The organism is Actinomadura scrupuli (assembly GCF_050971785.1).
In the GTDB taxonomy this organism is placed as follows: Bacteria; Actinomycetota; Actinomycetes; order Streptosporangiales; family Streptosporangiaceae; genus Actinomadura_E; species Actinomadura_E scrupuli.
Genome location: NZ_JBPCCU010000006.1, coordinates 304753 through 326946, shown reverse-complemented (window position 1 = coordinate 326946; position 22194 = coordinate 304753). Strand labels below are relative to the sequence as shown.

Genomic DNA, 22194 nt, shown 5'->3' with positions numbered 1-22194 from the left:
CGGATGCTCACGATGCTGATGCTGGCGCCGCTGGCCAGGCCCAAGTGCGATCCGGTCACCGACCCCGCAGGCTGCCCTGCGGACAGGGACACCGGTGGGGCGTTCGCCCCACCGGACGTGGTGGGAAGCCTCACCGGAGACGCTCTCAAGTCCGTAGCCGACTCGATCCAGCATGCGGTCAGCTGGGTGGTGTCCCGGACCGTCGCCTGGTGGGTGACCGGGTCCTCACCGGACCTGACCCGGGAGCCGGTCATCGGGTTCATCCAGACATGGACCATGCCGATCAGCGTCACCGTGGCCATCGCCGCGATCCTGGTCTCGGCAGGAAAGATAATGCTGACCCGCAAAGCCGACCCGCTGATCAACGTCGGTACCGGCTTGGTAGCCATCGCCGCCACCGTCGGCGGCAGCGCGGCGTTCGGGACCGTACTGGCGAACCTGCTGCTGCAGTGGGGCGACGCCTGGTGCAACTGGGTGCTGCCCCTGTCGACCGGCAACGACTTCGCCCACCGCATGATCCTGACCTTCGGGCTGCCCGGTGTCCCCTCGGGCGTCGGCCTGATCCTGGGGATCATCGCGTTGCTCATCGCGATGATCCAGGCGGTGCTGCTGCTGTTCCGCCAGGCCGCCCTGCTCATCCTCGCCGGGCTGCTGCCGCTGGCGGCGGCCGGGGCGTTGATGGCGGGGACGCGGTTGTGGTTCAAGAAGGTCAGTGGCTGGATGCTCGCGCTGATCTTCTACAAGCCGTGCGCGGCGATGGTGTACGCGACCGCGTTCACGCTGATCGGCACCGGCCGGGACCTACGGGCGATCCTGATGGGGTTCGCGATGATGGTCATCAGCCTCATCGCCTTCCCCGCACTGATGAAGTTCTTCACCTGGACCACCGGCGGCACCGACTCCAGCCCCGGCGGCGGGTTCCTCGGCGCGATCATCGGCGGCGCCACCGCGATCGGCGCCCTGCGCTCCTACGGCACCGGAAGCGGCAGTCCCGGCGGCTCCTTGGCGAGCGAACACGCCAGCTACCTCAACCAGCAACTCGGCCACCAAGACCCCAGCAGCGGAGAACCGCAAGGCCACAGCCAACAGCCGCCAACGGGAGGGAACGGCGATCCGGGAGGCCAGTCCGTATCCGGAGGCGCCCAGGCCGACCCGCCGGACGAGCCGGGTTCCGGGGTTACTGGGCAGCAGCAGGCAGGCGATCCAGGGGTCCCGTCCGGCGGACAACCCACCGGGCAGTTCCCGGGTGCCCGGTTCGGCGGCAACCCCCAGCCGCCCCAGGGGCCGGGCGACGAGCCTGTCGGTCCGTCGACCGTGCAGGCCGCCCACCACGAGAGCAAGCGCGGCCCCGAGACGGTGCGTTGGCTGAACAACCCCAGCGGCTCCGCAGACGGCGGCGGGGATGGCCTTCCCAGTGGAAGCGGCGGAGGGGGTGGTGGCGGTGCCTGAGGTACGCACCTACGGGGGCTGGCGCAGAAGGCGCGCGATCGGCCTACTCGGCATGGGCACCACCACAACATTCACCGCACTCGGCATCGTACTGACGGTGATCGTGCTCGCCGCCGTACGGCCAGGAGCGCTGATCTACCTGCTCCCTCCAGCGCTGGTCACCGCGGCGCTCGCGCTGATCCGGGTCGGCGGGAGGCCGCTGGCGCAGATCCTGGTCGGCCGGTGGCGCTGGTGGTGGGGATCGTGGCACGGCCACACCCGGTACCGGGCCGGAATCGTCATCGACCACCCGCGGGCGTTCCAGCTGCCCGGTGTACTGGCTCCGCTCACCCTGCTGTCGGCCGAGGACGGGTACGGGAGCCGGTACGGGATCGTCTGGGACCGGCGCACCGGCCTGCTCACCGCGACGCTACGAGTCGTACCCGCCTCGACATGGCTGGCCGACCTCGACGACGCCGACGGATGGGTCGCCTCGTGGGGCGGATGGCTGGCGGCGCTCGGGCACATGCCTGTCGTGCGGTGGGTAAGCGTCACGGTCGACACCGCACCGGAACCCGGCTCCACCCTCGCCGACGCGGTCGCCACTGCCATCGACCCCAACGCCCCGGAGACGGCCAGGCAGATCATCGGTGAAGTGGTGGCGACCGCACCGGCCGCAGCCGCAGACGTCGACACCCAGGTCAGCGTCACCTTCGACCCGAAAGCCTCAGCGACCGCACCGAAAGATCTGGCTGAAGCCGTCGGAGAACTCGGCCGGACCATGGACACCCTGGCATCGGCGCTGGGCGGATGCGGGGTCACCGTGGTCGGCCGCGCCACCGCTGCCGAGATCGCCGGTACGGTCCGGACCTGCTACGACCCGGCCTCGCGCGGAGAGGTCAACCGGCTGCTCAACCGGCCCGGATCCGCCGAGATCCTCGGTTGGTGCGACGCCGGACCGGTAGGCGCCACTGAACACCCCGACCGCTACGAGCATGATGGCGGGATCTCGGTGTCGTGGGGGTGGCACGAACCGCCGAGACAGAACGTCCGCTCCGACGTCCTGGCCTGCCTTGTCGCGCCGGGCCCGTACCCGAAGCGGGTCACCCTGCAGTACCGGGCGCTTCCCGCTGCGGCGGCGAGCAGGACGTTGCAGCAGGAGGTCAACGCCGCGGCCTTCCGCGCCCAGTTCCGGCGCCGTACCGGCCGAGACGAAACCGCCCGCGACGCCTACGACACCGCCCGCGCCCGCCAAGCCGCAGGCGAGGAAGCGATGGGCGCCGGGGTGTGCCTGGTCTCGATGTACGCCACCGTCACCGTCACCCACCCGAACCACCTCGCCCACGCCGTCGCCCATACGGAGGCAGCGGCCGGCACGGCGAAGATCCGGCTGCGTCGTCTGTGGGGCAGCCAGGCCGCCGGTTTCGCCACCACCCTGCCGTGTGGGATCTGCCCAGCCGAACTCGCCCGCCGACTCACCCACTGACTACCGCGAACCATCCGTCCGTCCGCATGCCAAGTGCCTGGCCGCCCCTGCTCATCCCATCCAGAAGACGACCAGCCCGCCGTCGTGAGTTTGCCGTCGCTTCTTCCGCCTACCCGCTCCACCTTGGAGGTCCGTTCACCTTGATGCTCACCCGCAACGCCCAGCACCCGATCCGTGCCGAACAGCCCGCCCAACCTGACGCCAACGCCGAGGCGGCAGCCATGGCCGAAGCACTGGCTCCCGCGTGGGGGTGGCGCCACCCGTACGGCGGCCGTGCCGTGCATGTGGAGGCGGCGCCGGAGTTGCAGGCGACCACGATGCAGGTGTGCGGGCTCTACCCGTTCACCGCAGGATCCGGGACCCCCACCGTGGGCACGCCGGTCGGCCGCCACCAGCTATGGGGTGAGGTCGTCTGCCTCGACCCGCTCGCCTGGATGCGCGCCGGGCTGGTCACCAACCCCGGCATGTTCGTCCTCGGCCAGCCCGGCACCGGCAAATCCACCCTGGTCAAACGCCTCATTACCGGAGCCGTCGCCACCGGGCAGACCGCGATCATCCTGGGCGACACCAAACCCGACTACACCATGCTGGTCGAGCACCTGGGGGGGCAGGTGATCCGCGTCGGCCGCGGCGCGGACCGCATCAACCCCCTCGATGCAGGGCCCCTCGGAGCCGTTCTGCGCACTCTGTCCGCCGCCCAGGCCGAGACGCTGCGGTGGGAGGTACGGGGCCGGCGGTTGTCCCTGCTGATGGGGCTGGCCACCCTGGTGCGGGAGGCGCGGATCTCCAACGCCGAAGAGGTCGTGCTCGGCCGCGCCATCGACCTCCTCGACGATCGGTCAGCCGGCGAGCCGACCGTGCCCGACGTCCTGGCCGTCCTCGAGCAAGGCCCCCAAGAGCTGCGGTCGGCCGCTCGTACCGACTCCGTCACCGGGTATCGGCAGCAGGTCAGCGACCTGGTCTTCACCCTCGACCTGCTGTGCAACGGATCCCTCGCAGGAGTCTTCGACGGCCCCACCACCCACCCCCTCGATTTGGACGCACCTGCCATCTCTGTCGACATCTCCCGGGTCCGGGCGGCCGGGGACAAGCTGCTGACCGCCGCGATGCTGTGCACCTGGGCGTACGCGTTCGGCACCGTCGACGCCTGCGCCGCACTCACCGACCTCGGTACGGGCCCGCGCCGCTCCTTCCTCGGCGTCATGGACGAACTCTGGCGGGCCCTGCGCGGCGCCCCCGGCCTGGTAGAACACGCCGACGCCCTCACCCGGCTCAACCGCGCCAAGGGCATGGCCTCCATCATGATCACCCACTCGCTCGCTGACCTCGACGCGCTTGCTACCGAAGAAGACCGAGCGAAGGCGCGTGGGTTCGCCGACCGGTCCGCCATCACCATCCTGGCCGGACTCCCACCCCGCGAGCTCGCCCGGGTCAACGAGATCACCCCGCTGACCGGCCCCGAACAACACCTGGTGACCTCGTGGTCGGCACCGGACTCCTGGCAGGCCGGAGCCCGCCACCCCGGCCGCGGCAAGTACCTGATCAAAACCGGCGAACGCCTCGGCATCCCCGTCGAGTTGTCGCTGGTGGGAGCCGAGAAGCAGCTGTACGACACAGATCAGAGGATCCGGCCAGAATCTGGATGGTCTCAGCGGCACTCCGGGACTGGTGCCCAGTGAGGAGCGGGCCAAGGGGTGGAGTAGCCGGTTGCCTGCGTCCAGCTGAAGGTCCGGAGAGGCAGTGGCCCAGGCCGGAGCCTGAGGGCCCGGCCTATCGCTCAGTCGAATCGGATGTGCTGGATCCCGGTCCAGGCCCGGCGCAGGCGCCCGCGCAGGACGCTGTCGGTATTGGGTCGCAGCACCAGGCCGGCCGAGTCGGCGATGTGCCCGGCGACCTGCGGCACGGTGAGCCGGTCGGTCCGCACGTGGACGGCGAACTCGGGCCGGTTCAAGCTCTCCAGGCAGACCTCGAGCTTCGAGACGGCGAAGGTCTCCCGGCGCAACGGCGCGTTCTTCCCGGCGACGAACTGCAGGGCGTGGCCGAAGCCGCGCTCGCGCAACCGTCTCAGCACCGTCTCACGGTCGGCGAGCAGCGCGAAGTGCCGCACGTGGTGGCCCTGATCGCGCAGCCTGCCGATGATCTCCTGGAAGTAGCTCGGCTCCACGATCGTCATCGGGGCGATCACCATGCCTTTGTGCCTGGTGAGGGTCAGGTCCAGCACTTCGTAGACACCCTGCCGCCAGGCGGGAAGATCCTGGAAGTCTCCGCGCAGGGGCGCAGGAGTCATCCGGTGCAGGCCGAACCCCACCTGCTCAGGGTCGCAGACGACGCTGCCGGGAAGGCGGCGATGGATCTCATGGGCGGTTTGGGTCTTCCCGACGCCGAAGGGACCGTTGATCCACACGAGCATGTGCAGACACTACGGGAGAGCCGTAGGCCGGCGGCTTCGCGCTTTCACGTGCCGCTGCACCTGCGCATTCCGGTTCAACTCAGCCGGATCGGGCGAGCCACGCGTACCTCACGGCCGCACGAAGTCGGGCGAGGTCGGAATCTGCTTTGGGGGTGCCGGGCCACGGCTGCGGAACGCGGCGTTGCCGAAGGCGATCGTCCGGGCCTCGATCGCGCCTTTCAGGCCGTCCGTACCCGGAGCCTCGTATGAGCGGGGCACTGGGGCCGCGGGCGTCGATCTGGCACACCGGCGCGGCCGGCGGGTGGATGATCCTTTTCGGGTGCTGGGCACCGATCATGGGTCTGGGCGTCGTCTGGGTGTCGGCGAAGCTCGCCGCCGCCCTGACCGGCGGGCAGGTCCGCGAGTTCGGGCTCGACTTCGCACTGGCTATCGCCCGCAACCGCACCGACCTCGCCTGGCGTGGGACGCCCACACCTCTGGTACTGGTCATCCTGATGGCGCTCATCAGCGCCGCCGGGGCAGCGGTATGGGTGATCTGGCACAGGGTCGCGGCGGGTTATCCACAGCCTGGGGATCCAGTGCCGGCGCTCGCCGACAACCCCGGACTGGAGCCGTTGAAGCCTGCGCGAGCTGCGGCGAAGGCGGTGGAGCTGCGCCGGTCCCTTACCGGGACCGACCCCACGCGGCTGGCGCCCGGGCAGGTCGGATTGTTGCTGGGTGAGATGCAGCGACGTGGTGGTCGGCCGGGGCCTGCGTTGTACGCGTCGTGGGAGGACACGCTCATCGCGTTCATGGCGCCGAGGTCCGGGAAGACGACCGCGCTGTCGATCCCGTACGTGCTGTCGGCGCCGGGCGCGGTCATCGCGACCTCCAACAAGGCGGACCTGTGGGCTGCCACCGCCGCGCTGCGCGAGAAGGCGGGTAGCCGGGTGTGGTTGTTCGACCCGCAGCTCATCACCTACCAGGAGCAGGGGTGGTGGTGGAACCCACTGCAGAACCTGTCGACGGTCGAGGACGCGCACCGGTTGGCCGGGCATTTCGTGCTCACGGTCGATGATCCGAACAAGAAGGATCTGTGGGGGCCTGCTGCCCAGGATCTGCTGTGCGCGCTGTTCCTGGCTGCCGCAGCCTCCGGCCGTTCGCTGCATCATGTGGCGGGCTGGCTGGACGAGCCCGCCGTGCCGACCCCGATCGAGTTGCTGCACGCAGCGGGGTTCACGTTGATGGCGTCGTCGTTGAAGGGAACGCAGAACGGAGCGACCGAGACCCGCGACGGCATCTACCAGACCGCCCGTACCGCCGCGAAATGCCTGCGCGATGAGCAGATCCTGCGCTGGGTCACCCCACAGGACTGTTTGCCCGCCTTCGACCCCGACACCTTCGCCTCCGGCAGCAAGGGGGCCGGTGACACCCTCTACCTGCTGTCGAAGTCCAGGTCGGCCGCAGCCCCGCTGATCGCTGCGCTGACCGACACGGTGATGCGCGCCGCCGAGCACCAGGCCGAGCGGTCCGGGGGACGGTTGGATCCGCCGCTGGTGGTGTGCCTGGACGAGGCCGCCAACATCTGCCGGATCGCCGACCTCCCCGAGCTCTACTCCCACCTCGGCTCCCGCGGCATCATCCCCGTCACCATCCTGCAGTCCTACGAACAAGGCGTCACCGTGTGGGGCGAACCCGGGATGGCAGCCCTGTGGGGAGCCGCCACCCGCAAACTCATCGGCGCCGGCGTCGACTCACCCCGCCTCGTACGCGACCTCGCCACCCTCGTCGGCCAGCACGACGTGCCCATACGGTCCCTGACCTACGGCGACGGCCGTACCTCCGAGCAGATCTCGCTACGCCGCCAGGACATCCTCGAACCCGCCGCCATCCGGGCACTGCCGCCCGGCAGCGCGTTGCTGCTGGCCACCGGGAGCAAGCCCGCGCTGCTGCACCTCAAGCCCTGGTATCGGGGAGCTGACGCCGCCCGGATCACCGACCGCATGGCCAAAGCCGACGCCGCCATCACCGAACGAGCCCGTAACCATCGCCCCGGAAGCCATTCGCCTGACCCGTGACCAGGGGGCACCCAACCGGGCTCCCGAGCCCGACCAGCCGGACGACGGGAACTCCTCCGGCCCGACCGGCCCCGATGAAGCTCGCGGTGATGCCCGCCGCCCCGTACCTCAACCGCAGAACTCGTACTCCAGCCCGGGACTCCACCCGAGCCTCACATCCGGAACCACAACACCCAACCCCAGAAAGGACTGGCCCCTTGACGACTTCACCGACATGCCCCTGGAGGGCCCATGACCAGCAACACCACCACCGACGCCACCGACGCCGCTGCTGAGCCGGCGAAACTGCCCGACCCGCTGTACCCGACCGTCACCGACTGGGTGAACGACCACTTCGTGCTGATGTACAAACGCACCCTCGGCGGAGAGTTCCGCTGGTGCGCACAGTGGTGGCAGCACGCCGAGGCCATCTCCCGATTCACCGCCCTGTGGTACGCCTGGGAAGCCCTGCGACTACAAGGATCCACCGGGGTCGGGATCTGGTACCGCGACCACCTCGACCACCAGCTGCCCATCCTGCTCGGCCCACGCGGCCCGTTCTACCAGTGCACCGAGACCGAACACCTCGACCCGCACCAGGCCACCGTCACCCCACCACCACCGGACTGGTGGGACGACACCGACCACACCACGGGCGGGGAGGTGCAGGCATGACCGAGGACCCCACCGCCGGCATCGCCGAACAGGTCGAGAACGCCGCCCACGCCCTGGACGCCTACGAGCAGCGCGCCTTCCCCGGCCAGCCGATCACCCACCGCCACGGGTACGAGGACTCCGATGTGATGCTGCGGTCGCTGCTCAACGACCTGCAGCACTACGCCGACTACCAGGGCGTCGACTTCGAGCGGGCGCTGATGGCCGCCCGCGAGCTCCACGCCGACGAGCTCACCGAACTACGAGCCACCCCGCTCACCAGGAGCCTGCACACTCACTTCCCCAACGGCGCCCTGGTGCAGCCGAGCGCCGACAGCGTCCTGGACGAAGGGCGCCTGGGCGTGCCAATGCGCGGCATCGTCGTCTCCTCCCGCCCGTCGGAGTGGGGCAGCGATCTGTGCACCGTCCGCTTCCCCGGCATGGCAGGTACTCAAGAGATCGCCGCAACCCAGCTGGAGCCCGCCGACACGTTCCATTCCGTCCGCCTCGTCGACACCACACTCGTCACCGGAGTACGGGAGGTCGAGGACCGACTGGTGGCCACCGCTGCCCGTATGCACACTGACCGCCAGTACGGCCTGCAACCGAACAGCGCTGACGTCATAGACCGGGCCCGACTCGCCGATGCCCTGGGCTCATGGGCCGGTACTGGAGTCGACCGGGTCATGGCCAGCCTGCGACCCGCCATCGCCGACGCCGTACGCCGACAGGTACTCGACCCCGAAGCAGCCTCACCGGAGGCCATCCACCCTGCCCGGCTGGCCGCCCAGGGCTTCCCCCGGCCGCTGTCCGCCGGGGTACCGGCAGCCGACCTCACCACCGGCAACAGTGACCGACCGCACGTGAGAAAGCCCGATTCACGGGGACATACAGCCAGTTCTTGATCTTGCCCCCGCCCATGTTCCGAACGCACGCCACCCTCGGCCGCACACCACTCTCCGGAGGACGACCATGTCCGAGCCCAGCACCACCGAGCCCACCGCGCATACGCCGATCCACCACCCACGTTCGCACGGCCGTGCCCGCAGCCGCCGTACCAACGACGTACCTGCCGAGCCGGCCGTCGGCTCACTCACCGGTCCGGGTCGCCACACCGACGCCCGCTATATCGGTACCGATGCCGCCAGTCCTTCACCTGGGCCCTACGGCCATGACCAGTCCCGACCTCGGGATCCAGAATGGTTCAGGCAGCCCCCAATCCCCGCGCTCCGGGAGGCCGCGGCGCACTTGCCTCACTGGAAGCCGTTCCCGGGCCAGTTGTCCATGGCCTACGAGGGCCTGGGGGTCGTGGACGGCGCCTTGCGAGGCCTGATCAGGTCGGCCGCACCCAACCGGCTACCGCACCTGACCCGCGCCCTGTCGCACGCCGGTACGGCTCGCGCCGCTCTTTCCCGGGCGCCGTCGGTGTTCTGGCTGTTCGGCTCACCGCGCCCAGCAGGGGCGGCGGAGGCCGAGGAGCACACGGTGCTGGCCGAGTTGCTCAACCTCACCGAGGTGCTGGTGCTGGTACTGGTCGAATCCGCCGACCAGGCCGACGACCCCCGCGACGAAGCCGCCTGCATCCGGGCATCCGTCCAGACCTGCCTGCTCACCAAGGCCCTGAACCTTGCCTTGGAGGTCCGCGCCATCCAGAACGCCGTCTGACACCAAGCGTCCCGTCCACGAAACTGCAGCCGCATCCGGCTCGCCGACTCCAACCCTCGACGCTCCCGCTGTGCCGCAGTGCAGCACCGAACTCACGACACCACGTCCGACCAGGACCAACTATCACGATCCACACGGAGGAACCATGAACGACCCGTTCACCCACGTCACCGAAAAGATCCGGACCGCCGACCAGCTACCCGTACTGCTCGACGCGGCGTTCGTCGGGCTGGAACTCGCCGGCCTGACCACCCAGGCACTCACCGAACAGGACCACGGCGACGCACTCCCCGCGTACGTGACCGCACAGTTCGAAGCCGTCGAAGCCCGCGACGCCCTGACCCGCGCCCCCTCCCTCACCCGGCCACCAGCACCCATACCACCGGGACAAGCCACTCACCAGGACATCGCCGGCTCCGTAGCGGCCCTCGCCCAGGTCCTCACGCGAGCCCTCATCGCCGCAGCCGAACAGACCACCATCACCGCCGACAAGATCGCCTGCCTCGACGCGGCGATCCACGTCGGCCGCCTGCACGAAGCGCTGAGGTGAGCGCCAATGACCACGTTCGGGCAGATCACTTCCGTCGCCGACGCCCACTTCACCGATGCCCTGACCCTGCTACGCCGCCCAGCGACCGCCGCGGAACTGAAGGACCCGGGCACCATCGCCGCGTTCACCCAGCTGACCGCCGTCCTGACCCGCTACGCCGACCGCACCGCCACCGGCTTCACCACGCAACCCGGCCACAGCCTGGCTCGCAGACCTACGGCGGAACGTACCGCTGAACTTCTCCGAGCCGCGCACACCGCCGCCCGCCCCGCAGCCGCTATCGAACCTGGCAACGGCCACCTCGCGTTGGCTGAGCCCGGAAATGGCGACCTAGCCTTACGGTTACGCGCCACCGCCGACGCCCTCGGCTGCGGCCTGGACCTGCTCACCACCCACTTCTCCACCACCCACGGCCGAGGGGACAGCCCCACCGCCACCGTGATCGCCAACGTCGACACCGGCCGGCACCTGCTCAGCCTCGTCGGCAAATACGCCGCAGGCCTCGCCCACATCACCGACCAGGCCGGTTCTGACCACAGCCCGGCCCTGAAACAGGCCGGGGCGCTGCTCGCCGAGGCTGCCCGCCACACCCCGAAGACAATTAGCCCCGCGTCAGTACCGGTGGCCGCGGTCGCGATACGAGCCCTACCCGTCCGCCTACCACCCGCCGCCGCTGAAGACCGCGCGCGCACGATCCGCGGCATCACCACCAGCGCGCAACGCCTCATCGAATCCCCACCGGAAGAATCGATCACCACCTGGCGGGCCACCGCCGCCCGCGCGGTCATCACCCACCACCTGGCCGCGCGGCTCCTGCAACAGCTCACCCGACGGCTGACCGATCTCGGTCACCACCAAGGAGCCGCCCTGACCTCCACCAGTGCCCACCAACTGCAAGACGCGGCCCGCAGATGGGGGCTGCTCAACACCCAGTTGACCAACTTGACCACCCAAACTCGGTCCCTGTTCAGCGAACCGGCCATCGACGCCAACGACCTGGTTCTCCGCCTCGGCCGCCTGCTGCACATCGACCCGAACTGGACCCCGGGCCGACGCACCGCAACCACCCTGACCCCGACCAGACAGCTGGCACCCGACATCACCATCGCGTCCGTGCTCGTCCTGACGCTCCTGCGTGCTATCGATGCCTTCCGGATCGTCGCCGACCACCACCACACCGGCATCGACACCGCCCACCAGGCTGGACGACTATGGGCGTTGCTACCGACACCTGGCCAGGGGCCGGAGGTGTACGGACCCGTGAAGCCAAAGGACGCCCAAGCTCTGCTGCGCAACTACCAGCGAGCCCAAGTCCACGGCAACCGGGCCACCATCACCCTCCGCTACGCGGTACTCAACCTGAGCCGAGGCCGACCCCAGGCCGCACTGAGCAACCAGGTCACCCTGCTGATACGCCGCGCCCAAGCCCGCACCAAGCCCACCCCGGCAGCCCTCGCCACGGCCGCCTTCCCAGTCCCCGTCGCCAAGGCGATCAACACACCGGTTCACACAGTGTCCTCATCACCGCCTGCACCAACCCCTGTGCCCGCGCGCGGCCGAAGCACCTGACACCTCTCGGAACAGGTGACGACCAGCGGCACACCCGACGCCGGCCCGGCAACCGCCAGACGGAGCGCCGTACGGACGCGATATCCACAATCAGCGGCGCCACCAAGCCCCGGCCGGTCACACGGACCGGCAACACCGGCCCACTGAACGACCATCCCGACCGACCCGAAACCAACCGAAGAAGTCACGGAGGAACCCATGACCAACCGCACCACCATCGCGATGCCCGACGGCCTGGACAGCGCCCTCGACCACCTCAACGAGATCCACAAACAGATGCGCTGGCTCGAACTCGCCCACACCCTCAACCCCAGCGACCAGGACCCTGCCGACTATCAAACGCTCATCGACGAACTCACCGGCATCATCAGCGAATTCACCAACGTGACCGACTCTGACCCGGGCAACCCAGCGGCGCTGGCCGCCACCGCCTTTCCACTGACCATCAGCGCGGCCATGAACACCCCGCCAGGGCAAGCGCCGCGACGAATCCGAGAAGCGCCGCCGGGCAGCCGGAACCTGCGGCCTGAACCGTAACCGGAGAGGCATGCGGGCCTGCGTAGTCATGATCAGCCAGCACAGGGCTGTGAACGCTGGTGGTCCGTCGTCCGACGGACCACCAGCAGGTGGGCAGCTCTGGCCTCCGGCATCGCCCCGCAATGGACTATCGAGGGACGTGCTGCATCCCGACGCTGCTATATATCTGAAGCCAAGTGCCGGGTTGCCGAATATCGATGGCAAGCTCGGAAGCAACAGGGACGAGATTTATCACTTCACAGATCCGGGCCTAAGCAAATCTTTTACGCCAAGGATCTCAATTCCAAGGAGTCGGCCTCCGGCGTCGAAATCGAAGACGACCTCAGATCGGCGAGTATTCAGGGCGAACGATTCGTTGGAAACCGCCTCGCCCTCGCCGACCCCCTCGGCGACCTCAATGTAAAGAGCATCCGCCTCCACATCGACCGTAATATTAGACTGAATATGCCAGACCGGACCGCTCATCAGTTCCATCCAACCGATACAACCTTGCCATCCTGATTCAATACAACCCACATCTTTCTGGATTTGTACTTCCTCGTTCCAGGAGAGTTTCCCTTCATCTTTTTTCCGTTTGCCACCGTCTGCTCAACCATGTCTTCAGAAATCCCTCGCTCCGCCATACGTTTCTTCGAATGACCCGCGTATCCTTTGACCTCACGACCATCGTTTGCATGCGTTATGGGATCCTTGACTGGATTTTCGCCCCAGATGTGCTTCCAGATACTTTCGATGCCGACGATGATTATCGTGATGATTACTGCAGCCAGGGCTCTACTCGGGAATGTTAGCCAATCGAGCAAGTTACCTATTGCGCGGCCAGCGTCCTCAAGGACTGAGCGTAGCGGGGAGAGGTCCGGGAAGGTCGGAAAGCCGGGAAAGCCACGATCGCCCGGTGCGCAGATGCCGACTGCACAGGTATCACCCAGATCGGGTTGACTGAGTCCGGGATGGGCTGGGGGGGTGTTCGTCGACCCCACGGACTGGACGCCGGCTTCTTTGGCGTCTCGTTGTTTGTTGATCTGTTTTTGGGTGATGGGGTTCTTCGTGGCTGGTCGAGGGCGCGGGTGGTTGAGCGCTTGTTCCACCTGCTGGTGTTGGATCTGTGCAGGTGAGGGCTTGGGCGGTGGGCTGTGGTGGCCTCCGCCACCGCCGTTGCTGCTGCCGCTCCCATGGCTCCCGCTCCCATGGCTGCCGCTGCTGCTGCCTCCGCCGTTGTGGGCGTCGCCGCCGCCTCCGCCGGGGACGCAGCCTCGGTCAGCACCTGTTTGGCTGCGGAGGTTGCACGGAATGTCGGGAGGTGTTTGCCCGCAGGGGACGATGGAGCCATTGACGTTGCACCAGTAGCCGCCCTCGCAGTCGCCGGCGCTGCGGCCTAGTGAACCACTTCCACCTCCACTTCCTCCAGGGTGCGTGGTGCAGGGGGCGTGGCCTGTCGGGTCGGTGTTGCCGAGCGGGTCGGCGTTTGCGTACGTGTAGTGGTTGGTTTGGACCGAGGGATCGGGGTGGAGGGTCCAGTCGTCTCGGCTGGTGAAGTTGCCGGTTCCGGGGGTGTACCAGCGGGCGTGCATGTCGACGCGACCGGTGGTGGGGTCGGTGTATTCGCCCTGGTAGCCCAGGCCTGGCGCGGTGCCGGTGGTACTGGTGGGTCCGCCGAAGGGATCGTATGCGGTGGAACCGGTGAGAGTGTCGCCTGTCTGGCTGACGGTTGCGGTGAGGTCTTGGTGCTGGTCGGAGAGCACCAGGCTGGGACTGCTGCCAACGCGAGTTGACAGCAGATCGCCATGAGGATCGCGGCCGTAGGCGGTGGTCACGGTGCCGCTTGCGGTGGCGAGTGCCGTCGGGTCGTTCTGGTCGGTGGCGTAGTTGAACTTGGTGGTGGTGCCGCCCTGGGTGCGGGTGGTGAGGCGGTCGAGGGCGTCGTAGGTGTTGGTGACACCGTTGTCGGTGATGAGCCGGTCGTAGGCGTCGAAGGTGAGGGTGTTGGTGGTGGTGCCGGCGCTTGTGGTCTTGAGGTCGCCGCGTCCGGTGTAGGTGTATGTGGTGCCTGTGCTGTCGGAGGTCAGGCGGTTGCGCTGGTCGTAGATGTAGGTGGTGGATCCGGCCTTGGTGCGGTTGCCGGCGGCGTCCCAGGTGTACTCGGTGGGGCTGCCTGAGGGATTGGTCCATTGGGTGAGGCGTCCGGCGTCGTCGTAGGTGTAGCTGTTGGTGCCCGCCCCGGTGGTGCCGGTGGTTGTCTTGCCGGTGACGTGGTCGTCCTTGTCGTAGGTGTAGGCGACCGAGGCAAGGGTCGTGCTGGTGGGCGAGGTGAAGGTGTCGGTCTTGACACGGTCGAGGCCGTCATAGGTATAGGTGCGTTGTGCTCCGCCGGTGCCGTACTGGACGCCGGTCAGCCGACCGGCGTCGTCGTAGGATCGGGTGGCCGTACCGCCGGTGATGCCGTCTGTCGTAGTGGCGAGCTCGTCGTTGCCGTTCCAGGTGAAGGCGGCGGTTCCGGCGGCGTCGGTGCGGCTGGCCAAGCGCCCGTTGGTGTCATAGCCGAAGGTGGCACCCGCACCGTTGGGGCTGGAGGTGGTCAGGGGCAGACCACGGTCGTTGTAGGTGGTGAGAATGTCGGAGCCGGGCGCGGAGACGCGAAGCCGATTACCAGCCAGGTCGTAGCCGAAGGTCTTCTGAGCGGTCGAGGCAGCCGCTCCGGTTCCGTTCTGCTGGGTGAGGCGGCCTAGCTCATCGAAGACCCGAGTGACGGTGACACCGCTGGGTTTGGCCTCGGAGATCGGGTTGCCCGAGGCATCGTAGGTGGTGGTCCAGGTGCGGCTGGCCAGGTCGAGGTGCGCAGGGGTGGAGGGTTCGATGACCGACTCGCGGAGCCCGAGTGCGTTGTAGGTGGTGATCGTGGCGTTGCCGCGGCCGTCGGTCAGGCGGGTGCGTTCCCCGTCGGCGTCGTAACCGAAGGTCGTGGTGATGAAGTTGCCCGCCGAGACGGGCTCAACGAGTTGGGTCAGGTTGCCGGCAGCATCGTAGGTGAGTTGGCTGGTCTTGCCTTCGGGTGTGGTCTTACTGGTGAGGTTCCCAGTGGGGTCGTAGCCGAAGGTATGGGTCCGCAAGGTCGACCCGTCGGTATCGAGATCTTTGGACGCCGTCATACGACCTGCGGTGTCGTACTCCTGAGCAACGCTCCTGCCGCGGGGGTCGGTGGTCTTGATGACCCTGCCCGCCAGGTCGTGGTCGACGGTGGAGACCTTGCCGAGTGGATCTGTCTGCTCGGTGATTTCTCCGGCGCCGTTGATGGTGAACGCCGTTGTGTCTCCAGCGGGTCGGGTGGCCTGGGTGAGGTTGCCGGCGTCGTCGTAGGTGAGGAGGGTGGTGTAGGCGGCCGCTGAGGGGTGGCGTTCGACGGCGGTCTGGGTGATCTGGCGGCCCAGGTCGTCGTAGGTCGCCTCGGTGCGGGCGCCCATCGGGTCGGTCTCCGACAGCTGCTCCCCGGCCACGTCGTGGTCGTAACTCCATCTTCCGGGGCTGTTCTCGGTGCTGAGCTGTGGTTCGTCGACGTGGGCGAGGTTGCCGAGCGCATCGTAGGCGTACGTGGTCGCTTTACCACGCGGGTCGGTCTTCTGCAGGATCTGCCCGCCGGCGTCGTAACTGACCGTGGTCGTCGGGACGATCGCTGATCCGCCTGGCGGAGTGTAGGACGGCAATGCCAGGGAGGTGACCCGGCCTGCCTTGTCGTAACCGATGGTCTTGAGGCGGCCTTCGGGATCGGCCATCTGGGTGCGTTCGCCGGCAGTGTTGTAACCGATCTTCAGCGTCGGATTCGACTGCGTCGCTGCTGCTCCGCCTCGTTCCACCTGGACCGGCGGTTCGGTCACCTGAACGAGCTGTCCTGCCAGGTCATAACGCAACGTCGTGGTGTAGTCCGCGGCGGTGGCGCCGACGGCGTTGCCACGCGGATCGACCGTGGAGGTGATGTCGCCGAGCTGGTTTCGCGTCAAGGTGGTGGTGAGGTCTTCGTCGCCGTTCTCCACCGTGCGGGAGAGCATCCGTTGTAGTTGGTCGAAGGTGTAGGAGGTGACTTCCTGCCGTTCCGTCGCGCTGTCCGTGAGGGTTGTCTTGACGATGTTGTTGTCGGCGTCGAGTTTGTAGTCGGTGCGACGGGCGAGCTCACCGGGATCGATGATCTGGGCGGTGCGGTTGCCGATCTCGTCGTAGACGTAGTCGATACGGTTCTTGCCGCCGCCGGTGACCTGGGAGGTGAGGTGCCCGGCGCCGTCGTAGCTGCGGGAGTCGACCACGACGTCGCGGGTGGTGGTCGAGCCGTTGAGTTTCACACCTGTGGCGGTGGTCTGGGCGAGGAGGTCGTCGCCGTAGTAGGTGTAGGTGAGGGTGCGGCCCATGGAGTCGGTGTGGGAGGCGAGGCGGCCACCGTCGTCGTAGGCGTAGGAGTCGACGACCAGGTCCTGGGCGGAGGTGGGGTGATCGGGGTGACCGGTCCAGTTCTTCAGGGTACGAGTGGCCAGTTGCCCGCGCGTGGTGTAAGCGAGGGCGTAGGTGTGGCCGAGCGGGTCGATCTCCTTGGTGCGGGCTCCCGTGACGTCATAGGTGTCCGATTGGATGCCGCCCTCAGGGTCGGTGATGGTGTCGGGGCGCCCATGGGAGTCGTAGGTGTAGGTGGTGACCCGGTCCGGATCGCTGCCGGTGGTGTCGTCGAGGGTCTGGGTGAGGACATTGCTGTCGACGTCGTAGGTGTAGCGGATCTGCGCGGTGTGAGTCACTCCCGTGATCTCGTTGGTCACCCCGGGCCCGGTCTGCGTGACGGTCCTGTCCAGCCCGTCGTAAGTGGCGGTCACGGTCACCCCGCTGGGGTGAGCGTCCGAGGTGTCGGTCTTGGTCAACACTCGGCCGAGCGCGTCGTAGGTATAGGTGATGAGCTTGCCGGCGGCGTCGGTGTCGGTGGCCAGGTCGCCGGCCGAGGTGTACGTGTAGCTGTGGGTGGTCTGCCCACCCCCGTTCCATTGCCGTTTCAGCAGGCCGGCGGGCGTGGTGCCACCGCCTGAGGCGGGTTCGGTGCCGGCGGTGTACTCGTAGCCGATCCCGTGAGTGCCGGGGAATTCGTCGGTCTGTGGCCACAGTTCGGTGGTCTGCTGTCCGTAGGTGTCGTACTGCCAGGTGGTGGTGTACGGGCTGGCGAAGGCGTTGAGGGTGCGGCCGTCCTCGTAGGAGGTCAGCTGGTCGTTGCGGGGATCCAGTGGGTCGCTGGTGTTGAGGTAGTAGCCCCAGAACTCGGCGTTGCAGGTGTCGGTGTCGCGGCAGCGTTGCTGGTACCGCTTGTTGCCGCGTTCGTCGTACCACAGCGCGGTCTGGTTACCGTTGGGGTCGGTGATCGTGCCGAGATGGCCGCCGGTGTCGTACCCGTAGCTGGTGGTCTTGCCGAGCTGGTCGGTCTCGGACATCAGCCGGTTCCCACGCAGTAGGTCGTACTTGTAGGTCATCGTGGGGCTGCCTGTGCTCGCCGGGGTGCCCAAGGTGACGGTCTTGATCGGGGTATCGGCGGTGCCCGAATAGGCGGGGGCGCTGAGCGTCCACAGGCCGCCGTTGCGGTCGGTATGGGTGGCCAGCCGGTCGGTGCCCGCATCGTAGGTGTTGACCGCGTGCACCCGGTTGCTCGGCAACGTCACCTGGGTGAGCTGCTGAGCGGCCAGGCGCGCGGCGTAGTGCTGCCGGACCGCGGCCAGCCCTAGGGGCTTGTCATAGATCGCCACGTCGTCGATGGACCCGGTGAAGTAGTAGTTGCCCGGGCTCGAAACGGTCTGGGGCCACGCCGATGAAGCCCACCCGTACCCGACGTACACATACGGTTGGTTCAGGTGGTCGATCGTGGCGGAGACCGAGCCGACCGACGACCCGTCCAGGTACAGGGTCTGGGTGCCGCCTTGCCCGGACAGCACGACGTGGTGCCATTGGTTGTTGTTGACCGTGCCGGAAGTGGTGATCGGTGCCGCGGTCCCGTTCCAGAACTGGGCGCGGAGTTTCCCGTCGTTACCGACGTACACTGCCGGGGTGTACTGGGTGGGCGTCGAGCCGGCGGCCGCGTTCTGGTAGGCCAGGATCGTGCCGTGGCCGGAGGTCTTGAACCACGCCTCCACCGCCAGCAAGCCGCTCTGCTTGCTGATGGTGCGGTCCGGCAGGCGCACCCGGCTCGAGGTCCCGTTGAAGACCCCGGCGGTGTCGGTGGTGCCGGCCAGCGCCCCGGTCCCATAGGTGAGGCTGGTCGGCGTAGCGGCGTCAGCGCCCAGGTTCTCGCTGACCGCACTGGTGCCGTTGCCGTTCAGCCGCCAGTACCCCACCGGGTTGTCGTCCAAAGCAGTGCTGCGGTAGTGCGACCCCGCCCCATAGGAATAGGTGGTGCACGCCGTGGCCGAGGTGGGCGGGCACACTTTCGTCAGGGTGTCGCCGGTGTACGTGTAGGTCCACGTCAACGGTGACCCGCCGACCGCGTCGGTGCTGACGGTGAGCACATGGGTGGGATTGAAGAAATCCCATGTGAAATTCAGCGACCGGCCGTTGGAGGAGGTGACCTTGTCGGGGTGACCGGTGAACCCGTAGGTCAAGGTCTCGGTTCTGCCCCGGTTGTCGGTGATGGAGGTGAGCCTGCCACCCGAGTCGAAGGTGTAAAGGGTGGCGGACTTGTCGCGCAGTTTGTATCCACCCGCGCCGAAGAGCACGTCACTGAAAGTCGCGAACGTGCCGGTCGGCGCGGCGAAGTTACCGGTGGAGGGGTCCTTGGCGAACCGGATCTCCTGCCCGGAAGGGTAAGTGACGACTACGTTCCCGCTGCCGTCGTTGTCGGGAACGACCTTCATGTCGTACCGGGTGGACCAGCCCGCACCGAACAACCCAGTGGTGCGCGGATCGAGACTGTTGTAGGTGCGCGTGATGTCCAACGCGGGTCCCACCGTCGCGACCTTGGCGTCAGTCGCCGTGGTGATGTAGTTACCGGCCTGGTGGCCGAACTCCTGGCCGGCGGAGGCGCTGTCGGCCAGATGAGAGGTGATCTCCGGCTGCTGCACCTCGGTGACGAACTTGTACCACGGGCCGTTCGTGGTCGCTCCGCCGCTGTCGTTGACCGATACGGTCCACCAGTACTCCTTGCCCCATGCCAGTTTCTTGATGGGGTCGGTGTTGGGGACCGTCCACTTCGGGGTCTGCTGCCACGGCGAGTTGACGCACCATTCCCAGGTGATCCACGGCGGCGCGCACACCGTGAACTGGTAGGTGACGTTCGCCGACGGCCACGCGTCCACGCTCTGTGCGTCCGCGAACAACTGCGGGGTCAGCGATCCGACCTGGAAGTTGTTGTGCGGGGACATCTCGTTCAGCTGGGTGGGCACGTCCGGGACCGTGACCTTCACCTGCGCGGTGCGCGCCACACCCCAGTCGGAGAAGTACTTGCCGTTGTCGACCATGTCGAACTTGATCGTCCAGGTCCCCGGCGGCAACGGGTTGACCTTCGCGTTCACCGTCTCCATGTCCCCGTAGGCCACATCGTGTGGCATCGCCGTCTGTGCCGGCACGTGGTAGACCTGGTTTCCGGAGGTGTCGAACACCCCGTAGGCCAGCTTGTACCCGTTGGTCGGCGTCCAGGTGGTGTGGCCTTTGTTAGTGACGTTCACTTTCACGTAACCGGCCTGGTTGTTCAGCACCGCAGGGCTGAAGGTAGGCGGGTTGGACGTGAAGGCGTACGAGGCGTTGTAGGGGCTGTAGACGATGCTCATGTACGGGCCGTTCGGGGTCTCCCGGCTGGCGAACTTCTTCCACCCTGAACTGCTCGTCGTCGACGCCCGGACCGTCAACCCGTAGTTCGCCTTCGTGCCGTCGACCCAGCCCTGCACCAGCGAGTTACCGCCCGAGCCCAGATCGATGCCCTCCCACTTCGCCGGGCACGGGCTGGAAGCACCGCTGCCGCTGGTCCATCCGTCGGCGAAACTCCGCGACGCCAGCGCCGCCCCGTACGACGGGCCTGGATATCCGGCGATCGATACGTGACTCCAGTTCTGGGTGATCGGATGCACGCTGACCGGCGCGTCCTTACACGAGAACGACCACGCGTTCATCAGGAACAGATCGACGTCGTAGATCTTGGAGTGGCTCAGGTTGTTGTCGACCTGTGAGAACCCCAGATACGTGGCCGCCTTGGTACTACCACCGTCGAAGGTGCCGACTCTCAACTCATCTTCGGTGGACGCGCTCGACCCACGCCCGGTCTGCACATAGGTGTCAGAGGTGTCATTGAAGTTCGTAACCGAGGTGGGGTCGACAATGACCGGGAAAACCCGTGCCGGGTCGGCCAGCCACTGCTTGTCCGCGGTCACTTTCAGCACCCACTGACCGCCACGTTGCTCCAACGCGTAGGTCACCGCCTCGGAGCGAGCACCGTCCCCAGACCGAGGGTCGATCTTGGAGTCGACCATGAACCCATGCGGGATGTGCACTACTACCTTGCCGGCGGCATCGACCACCTCAACGCTTCCGTCAGTAGTCATCCGCGGCGTCAGCCCGTCAGTGCGCAGGGGAAACTCCCACGACGACGCACCATCGGCTGAGCGCAGGACGAGCTTTTCCTTGATGCTGCCGCCGTTCAGCGACTGCAACACCAGATCGGTGTCCGGCCTGACAGCGGGGTAGGTGACCGTGTCCCCCTGTGCCCTTCCCTGCGCCGCGGTGGCACCAGCGAGCCCGAACCCGAACCGTTTGCCCCCACCCAGGTCCATCGTCGCCAGATCCTGGGCGGAAGCCCTCCCGGTGAACTGCAGCACGCTGCCATCGGCCTTGTTCCGCCAATGACCCTTGCCATCATCGACCAGCCCTGCGTCGATCGGCTGGAACGCGCCGTTCGCACCGCGGAAGTTCACCGGCCTGGTGTAGACCCGGGCCGTCCATGTCCCGTCCGGGTTGCGGTATCGGTAGGTGAACCGGTCACGCTGCCCCGGATCCTCTACGCTCTTCTGCGGGTCGAACCCGGTCACCTTCGCAGGCTCGCGCTCTGGCATCACCTTCACCCGGTTCGGCGGGGCAGGCCGCTTCGCACTGGTCTTGGCGACCACCTGCGGCTTGTACGGCTGCTCCAACGGCGGCGCGTTCTTGGGCCGCTTCGGCAGCCGCTTCTTCCCATCACCCTTGGCGGTCGTCTGCTTCGACGACACCAGATGCGGCCGTCCCTTGGCTGTGCCTGACCGCTGTTTCGGCGTCACGACCTTGGCTCGGCTCATCAACGACGGCGGGACCGGCACCCCACCGCCCAGCAACGCGCCCGCCACCAACGCCAACCCGACCAGCAACGCCACCGGCCGCAACCACGCAGAACCCGTGATCTGGACAACGAACCGCGAGCGACCCACAACGCCTCCGAGCAAACCCCGAACAGCACGCCGCCCACGCCCGCAAGCACACCACCCACTAGTCCCAGAACAGGGCAGGAGCGGCATACACCTCAAACGTTGCGATGATCAACCGCAGCCTAAGATCACGATCACCGGACGTAAAGGGGATATAAGTTACGAACGTCCGGCCGGGGGATGTCTCACCTAAAGGCCATCAAAGTAAGACATTGACGCCGCGTGGCACTCCAGCTATCGGCGGGGCCCCGGGGGAGCCAGTGACCTGCACGGTTTCTCTCCCGCAAAGCTCTCACCACGGTAGATGACCAAACATTACGCCCAACTCCCGGCACTGAGCGCCGACCGTGGGCTTCTCCGCGATAGCTCGCCATCCTGATACCAGCCAAAATCTCGTCACCGTACGCCACCGGCTCGTATTGGTACGGCCGCAGTCGGAGGGACGCAGAGGCTTAGGCGACTCCGCC

13 protein-coding genes are annotated in these 22194 nt (G+C 67.4%); 10 read left to right on the top strand and 3 right to left on the bottom strand.

The genetic code is table 11. The features are described 5' to 3' along the window. The first annotated feature begins 3 nt into the window (after positions 1 to 3). The 3 genes from ACRYCC_RS27185 to ACRYCC_RS27175 all read left to right on the top strand — a co-directional run bounded on the left by ACRYCC_RS27185 (position 4) and on the right by ACRYCC_RS27175 (position 4593). Entirely contained in the window at positions 4 to 1449 is a 1446-nt protein-coding gene (locus tag ACRYCC_RS27185; RefSeq protein ID WP_433816528.1) for an ICP22 family protein, read from the top strand. Beyond that, positions 1442 to 2914, top strand: coding sequence for an SCO6880 family protein (locus ACRYCC_RS27180; protein WP_433816527.1), 1473 nt, complete (start codon positions 1442 to 1444; stop codon positions 2912 to 2914). Before ACRYCC_RS27185 ends, ACRYCC_RS27180 begins: the two co-directional genes overlap by 8 nt. Before the next feature lie 143 nt (positions 2915 to 3057). Next, complete coding sequence (locus ACRYCC_RS27175; RefSeq protein ID WP_433816526.1) at positions 3058 to 4593, top strand: hypothetical protein; 1536 nt, start codon at positions 3058 to 3060, stop codon at positions 4591 to 4593. Between the two features lie 98 nt (positions 4594 to 4691). On the opposite strand, the gene ACRYCC_RS27170 is transcribed toward ACRYCC_RS27175, so the two are convergent. After that, a complete protein-coding gene (locus ACRYCC_RS27170) occupies positions 4692 to 5324 on the bottom strand; it encodes an AAA family ATPase (protein ID WP_433816525.1) in 633 nt (210 codons plus the stop codon). Positions 5325 to 5569: 245 nt separating this feature from the next. Here ACRYCC_RS27170 and ACRYCC_RS27165 point away from each other — a divergent pair, with 245 nt between their 5' ends. The 7 genes from ACRYCC_RS27165 (at position 5570) to ACRYCC_RS27135 (ending at position 12335) form a co-directional block, all read left to right on the top strand. Further along, the gene (locus ACRYCC_RS27165; protein ID WP_433816524.1) at positions 5570 to 7381 is read left to right on the top strand and encodes a type IV secretory system conjugative DNA transfer family protein; all 1812 of its coding nucleotides are present in this window, start codon (positions 5570 to 5572) and stop codon (positions 7379 to 7381) included. Between the two features lie 231 nt (positions 7382 to 7612). Next, positions 7613 to 8035: a DUF4913 domain-containing protein gene (locus tag ACRYCC_RS27160; protein WP_433816523.1), complete on the top strand. Its 423-nt coding sequence runs from the start codon at positions 7613 to 7615 to the stop codon at positions 8033 to 8035. Then, entirely contained in the window at positions 8032 to 8919 is an 888-nt protein-coding gene (locus ACRYCC_RS27155) for a hypothetical protein (protein WP_433816522.1), read from the top strand. The genes ACRYCC_RS27160 and ACRYCC_RS27155 overlap by 4 nt, the downstream gene beginning before the upstream one ends. A 343-nt stretch (positions 8920 to 9262) precedes the next feature. Then, a complete protein-coding gene (locus tag ACRYCC_RS27150) occupies positions 9263 to 9679 on the top strand; it encodes a hypothetical protein (RefSeq protein ID WP_433816521.1) in 417 nt (138 codons plus the stop codon). A gap of 145 nt (positions 9680 to 9824) precedes the next feature. Then, a complete protein-coding gene (locus tag ACRYCC_RS27145) occupies positions 9825 to 10229 on the top strand; it encodes a hypothetical protein (RefSeq protein ID WP_433816520.1) in 405 nt (134 codons plus the stop codon). A 6-nt stretch (positions 10230 to 10235) separates the two neighbouring features. Continuing rightward, on the top strand, positions 10236 to 11798 hold the full coding sequence (locus tag ACRYCC_RS27140; protein WP_433816519.1) for a hypothetical protein: 1563 nt from the start codon (positions 10236 to 10238) through the stop codon (positions 11796 to 11798). A gap of 198 nt (positions 11799 to 11996) precedes the next feature. Continuing rightward, positions 11997 to 12335 (top strand): hypothetical protein, encoded by a 339-nt coding sequence (locus ACRYCC_RS27135; protein WP_433816518.1) that lies wholly within the window; start codon positions 11997 to 11999, stop codon positions 12333 to 12335. A gap of 231 nt (positions 12336 to 12566) precedes the next feature. On the opposite strand, the gene ACRYCC_RS27130 is transcribed toward ACRYCC_RS27135, so the two are convergent. Continuing rightward, complete coding sequence (locus ACRYCC_RS27130) at positions 12567 to 12809, bottom strand: DUF2283 domain-containing protein (protein WP_433816517.1); 243 nt, start codon at positions 12807 to 12809, stop codon at positions 12567 to 12569. Beyond that, positions 12800 to 21676, bottom strand: coding sequence for a LamG-like jellyroll fold domain-containing protein (locus ACRYCC_RS27125; RefSeq protein ID WP_433816516.1), 8877 nt, complete (start codon positions 21674 to 21676; stop codon positions 12800 to 12802). Before ACRYCC_RS27125 ends, ACRYCC_RS27130 begins: the two co-directional genes overlap by 10 nt. Positions 21677 to 22194 lie beyond the last annotated feature (518 nt).

What these genes read in the sequence shown, in the direction of transcription:
- ACRYCC_RS27165 (WP_433816524.1), top strand. Translation starts at nt 5,570, where the DNA reads ATGAGCGGGGCACTGGGGCCGCGGGCGTCGATCTGGCACACCGGCGCG.
- ACRYCC_RS27130 (WP_433816517.1), bottom strand. Translation starts at nt 12,809, where the DNA reads ATGGAACTGATGAGCGGTCCGGTCTGGCATATTCAGTCTAATATTACG.
- ACRYCC_RS27160 (WP_433816523.1), top strand. Translation starts at nt 7,613, where the DNA reads ATGACCAGCAACACCACCACCGACGCCACCGACGCCGCTGCTGAGCCG.
- ACRYCC_RS27175 (WP_433816526.1), top strand. Translation starts at nt 3,058, where the DNA reads ATGCTCACCCGCAACGCCCAGCACCCGATCCGTGCCGAACAGCCCGCC.
- ACRYCC_RS27135 (WP_433816518.1), top strand. Translation starts at nt 11,997, where the DNA reads ATGACCAACCGCACCACCATCGCGATGCCCGACGGCCTGGACAGCGCC.
- ACRYCC_RS27145 (WP_433816520.1), top strand. Translation starts at nt 9,825, where the DNA reads ATGAACGACCCGTTCACCCACGTCACCGAAAAGATCCGGACCGCCGAC.
- ACRYCC_RS27155 (WP_433816522.1), top strand. Translation starts at nt 8,032, where the DNA reads ATGACCGAGGACCCCACCGCCGGCATCGCCGAACAGGTCGAGAACGCC.
- ACRYCC_RS27185 (WP_433816528.1), top strand. Translation starts at nt 4, where the DNA reads ATGCTCACGATGCTGATGCTGGCGCCGCTGGCCAGGCCCAAGTGCGAT.
- ACRYCC_RS27140 (WP_433816519.1), top strand. Translation starts at nt 10,236, where the DNA reads ATGACCACGTTCGGGCAGATCACTTCCGTCGCCGACGCCCACTTCACC.
- ACRYCC_RS27170 (WP_433816525.1), bottom strand. Translation starts at nt 5,324, where the DNA reads ATGCTCGTGTGGATCAACGGTCCCTTCGGCGTCGGGAAGACCCAAACC.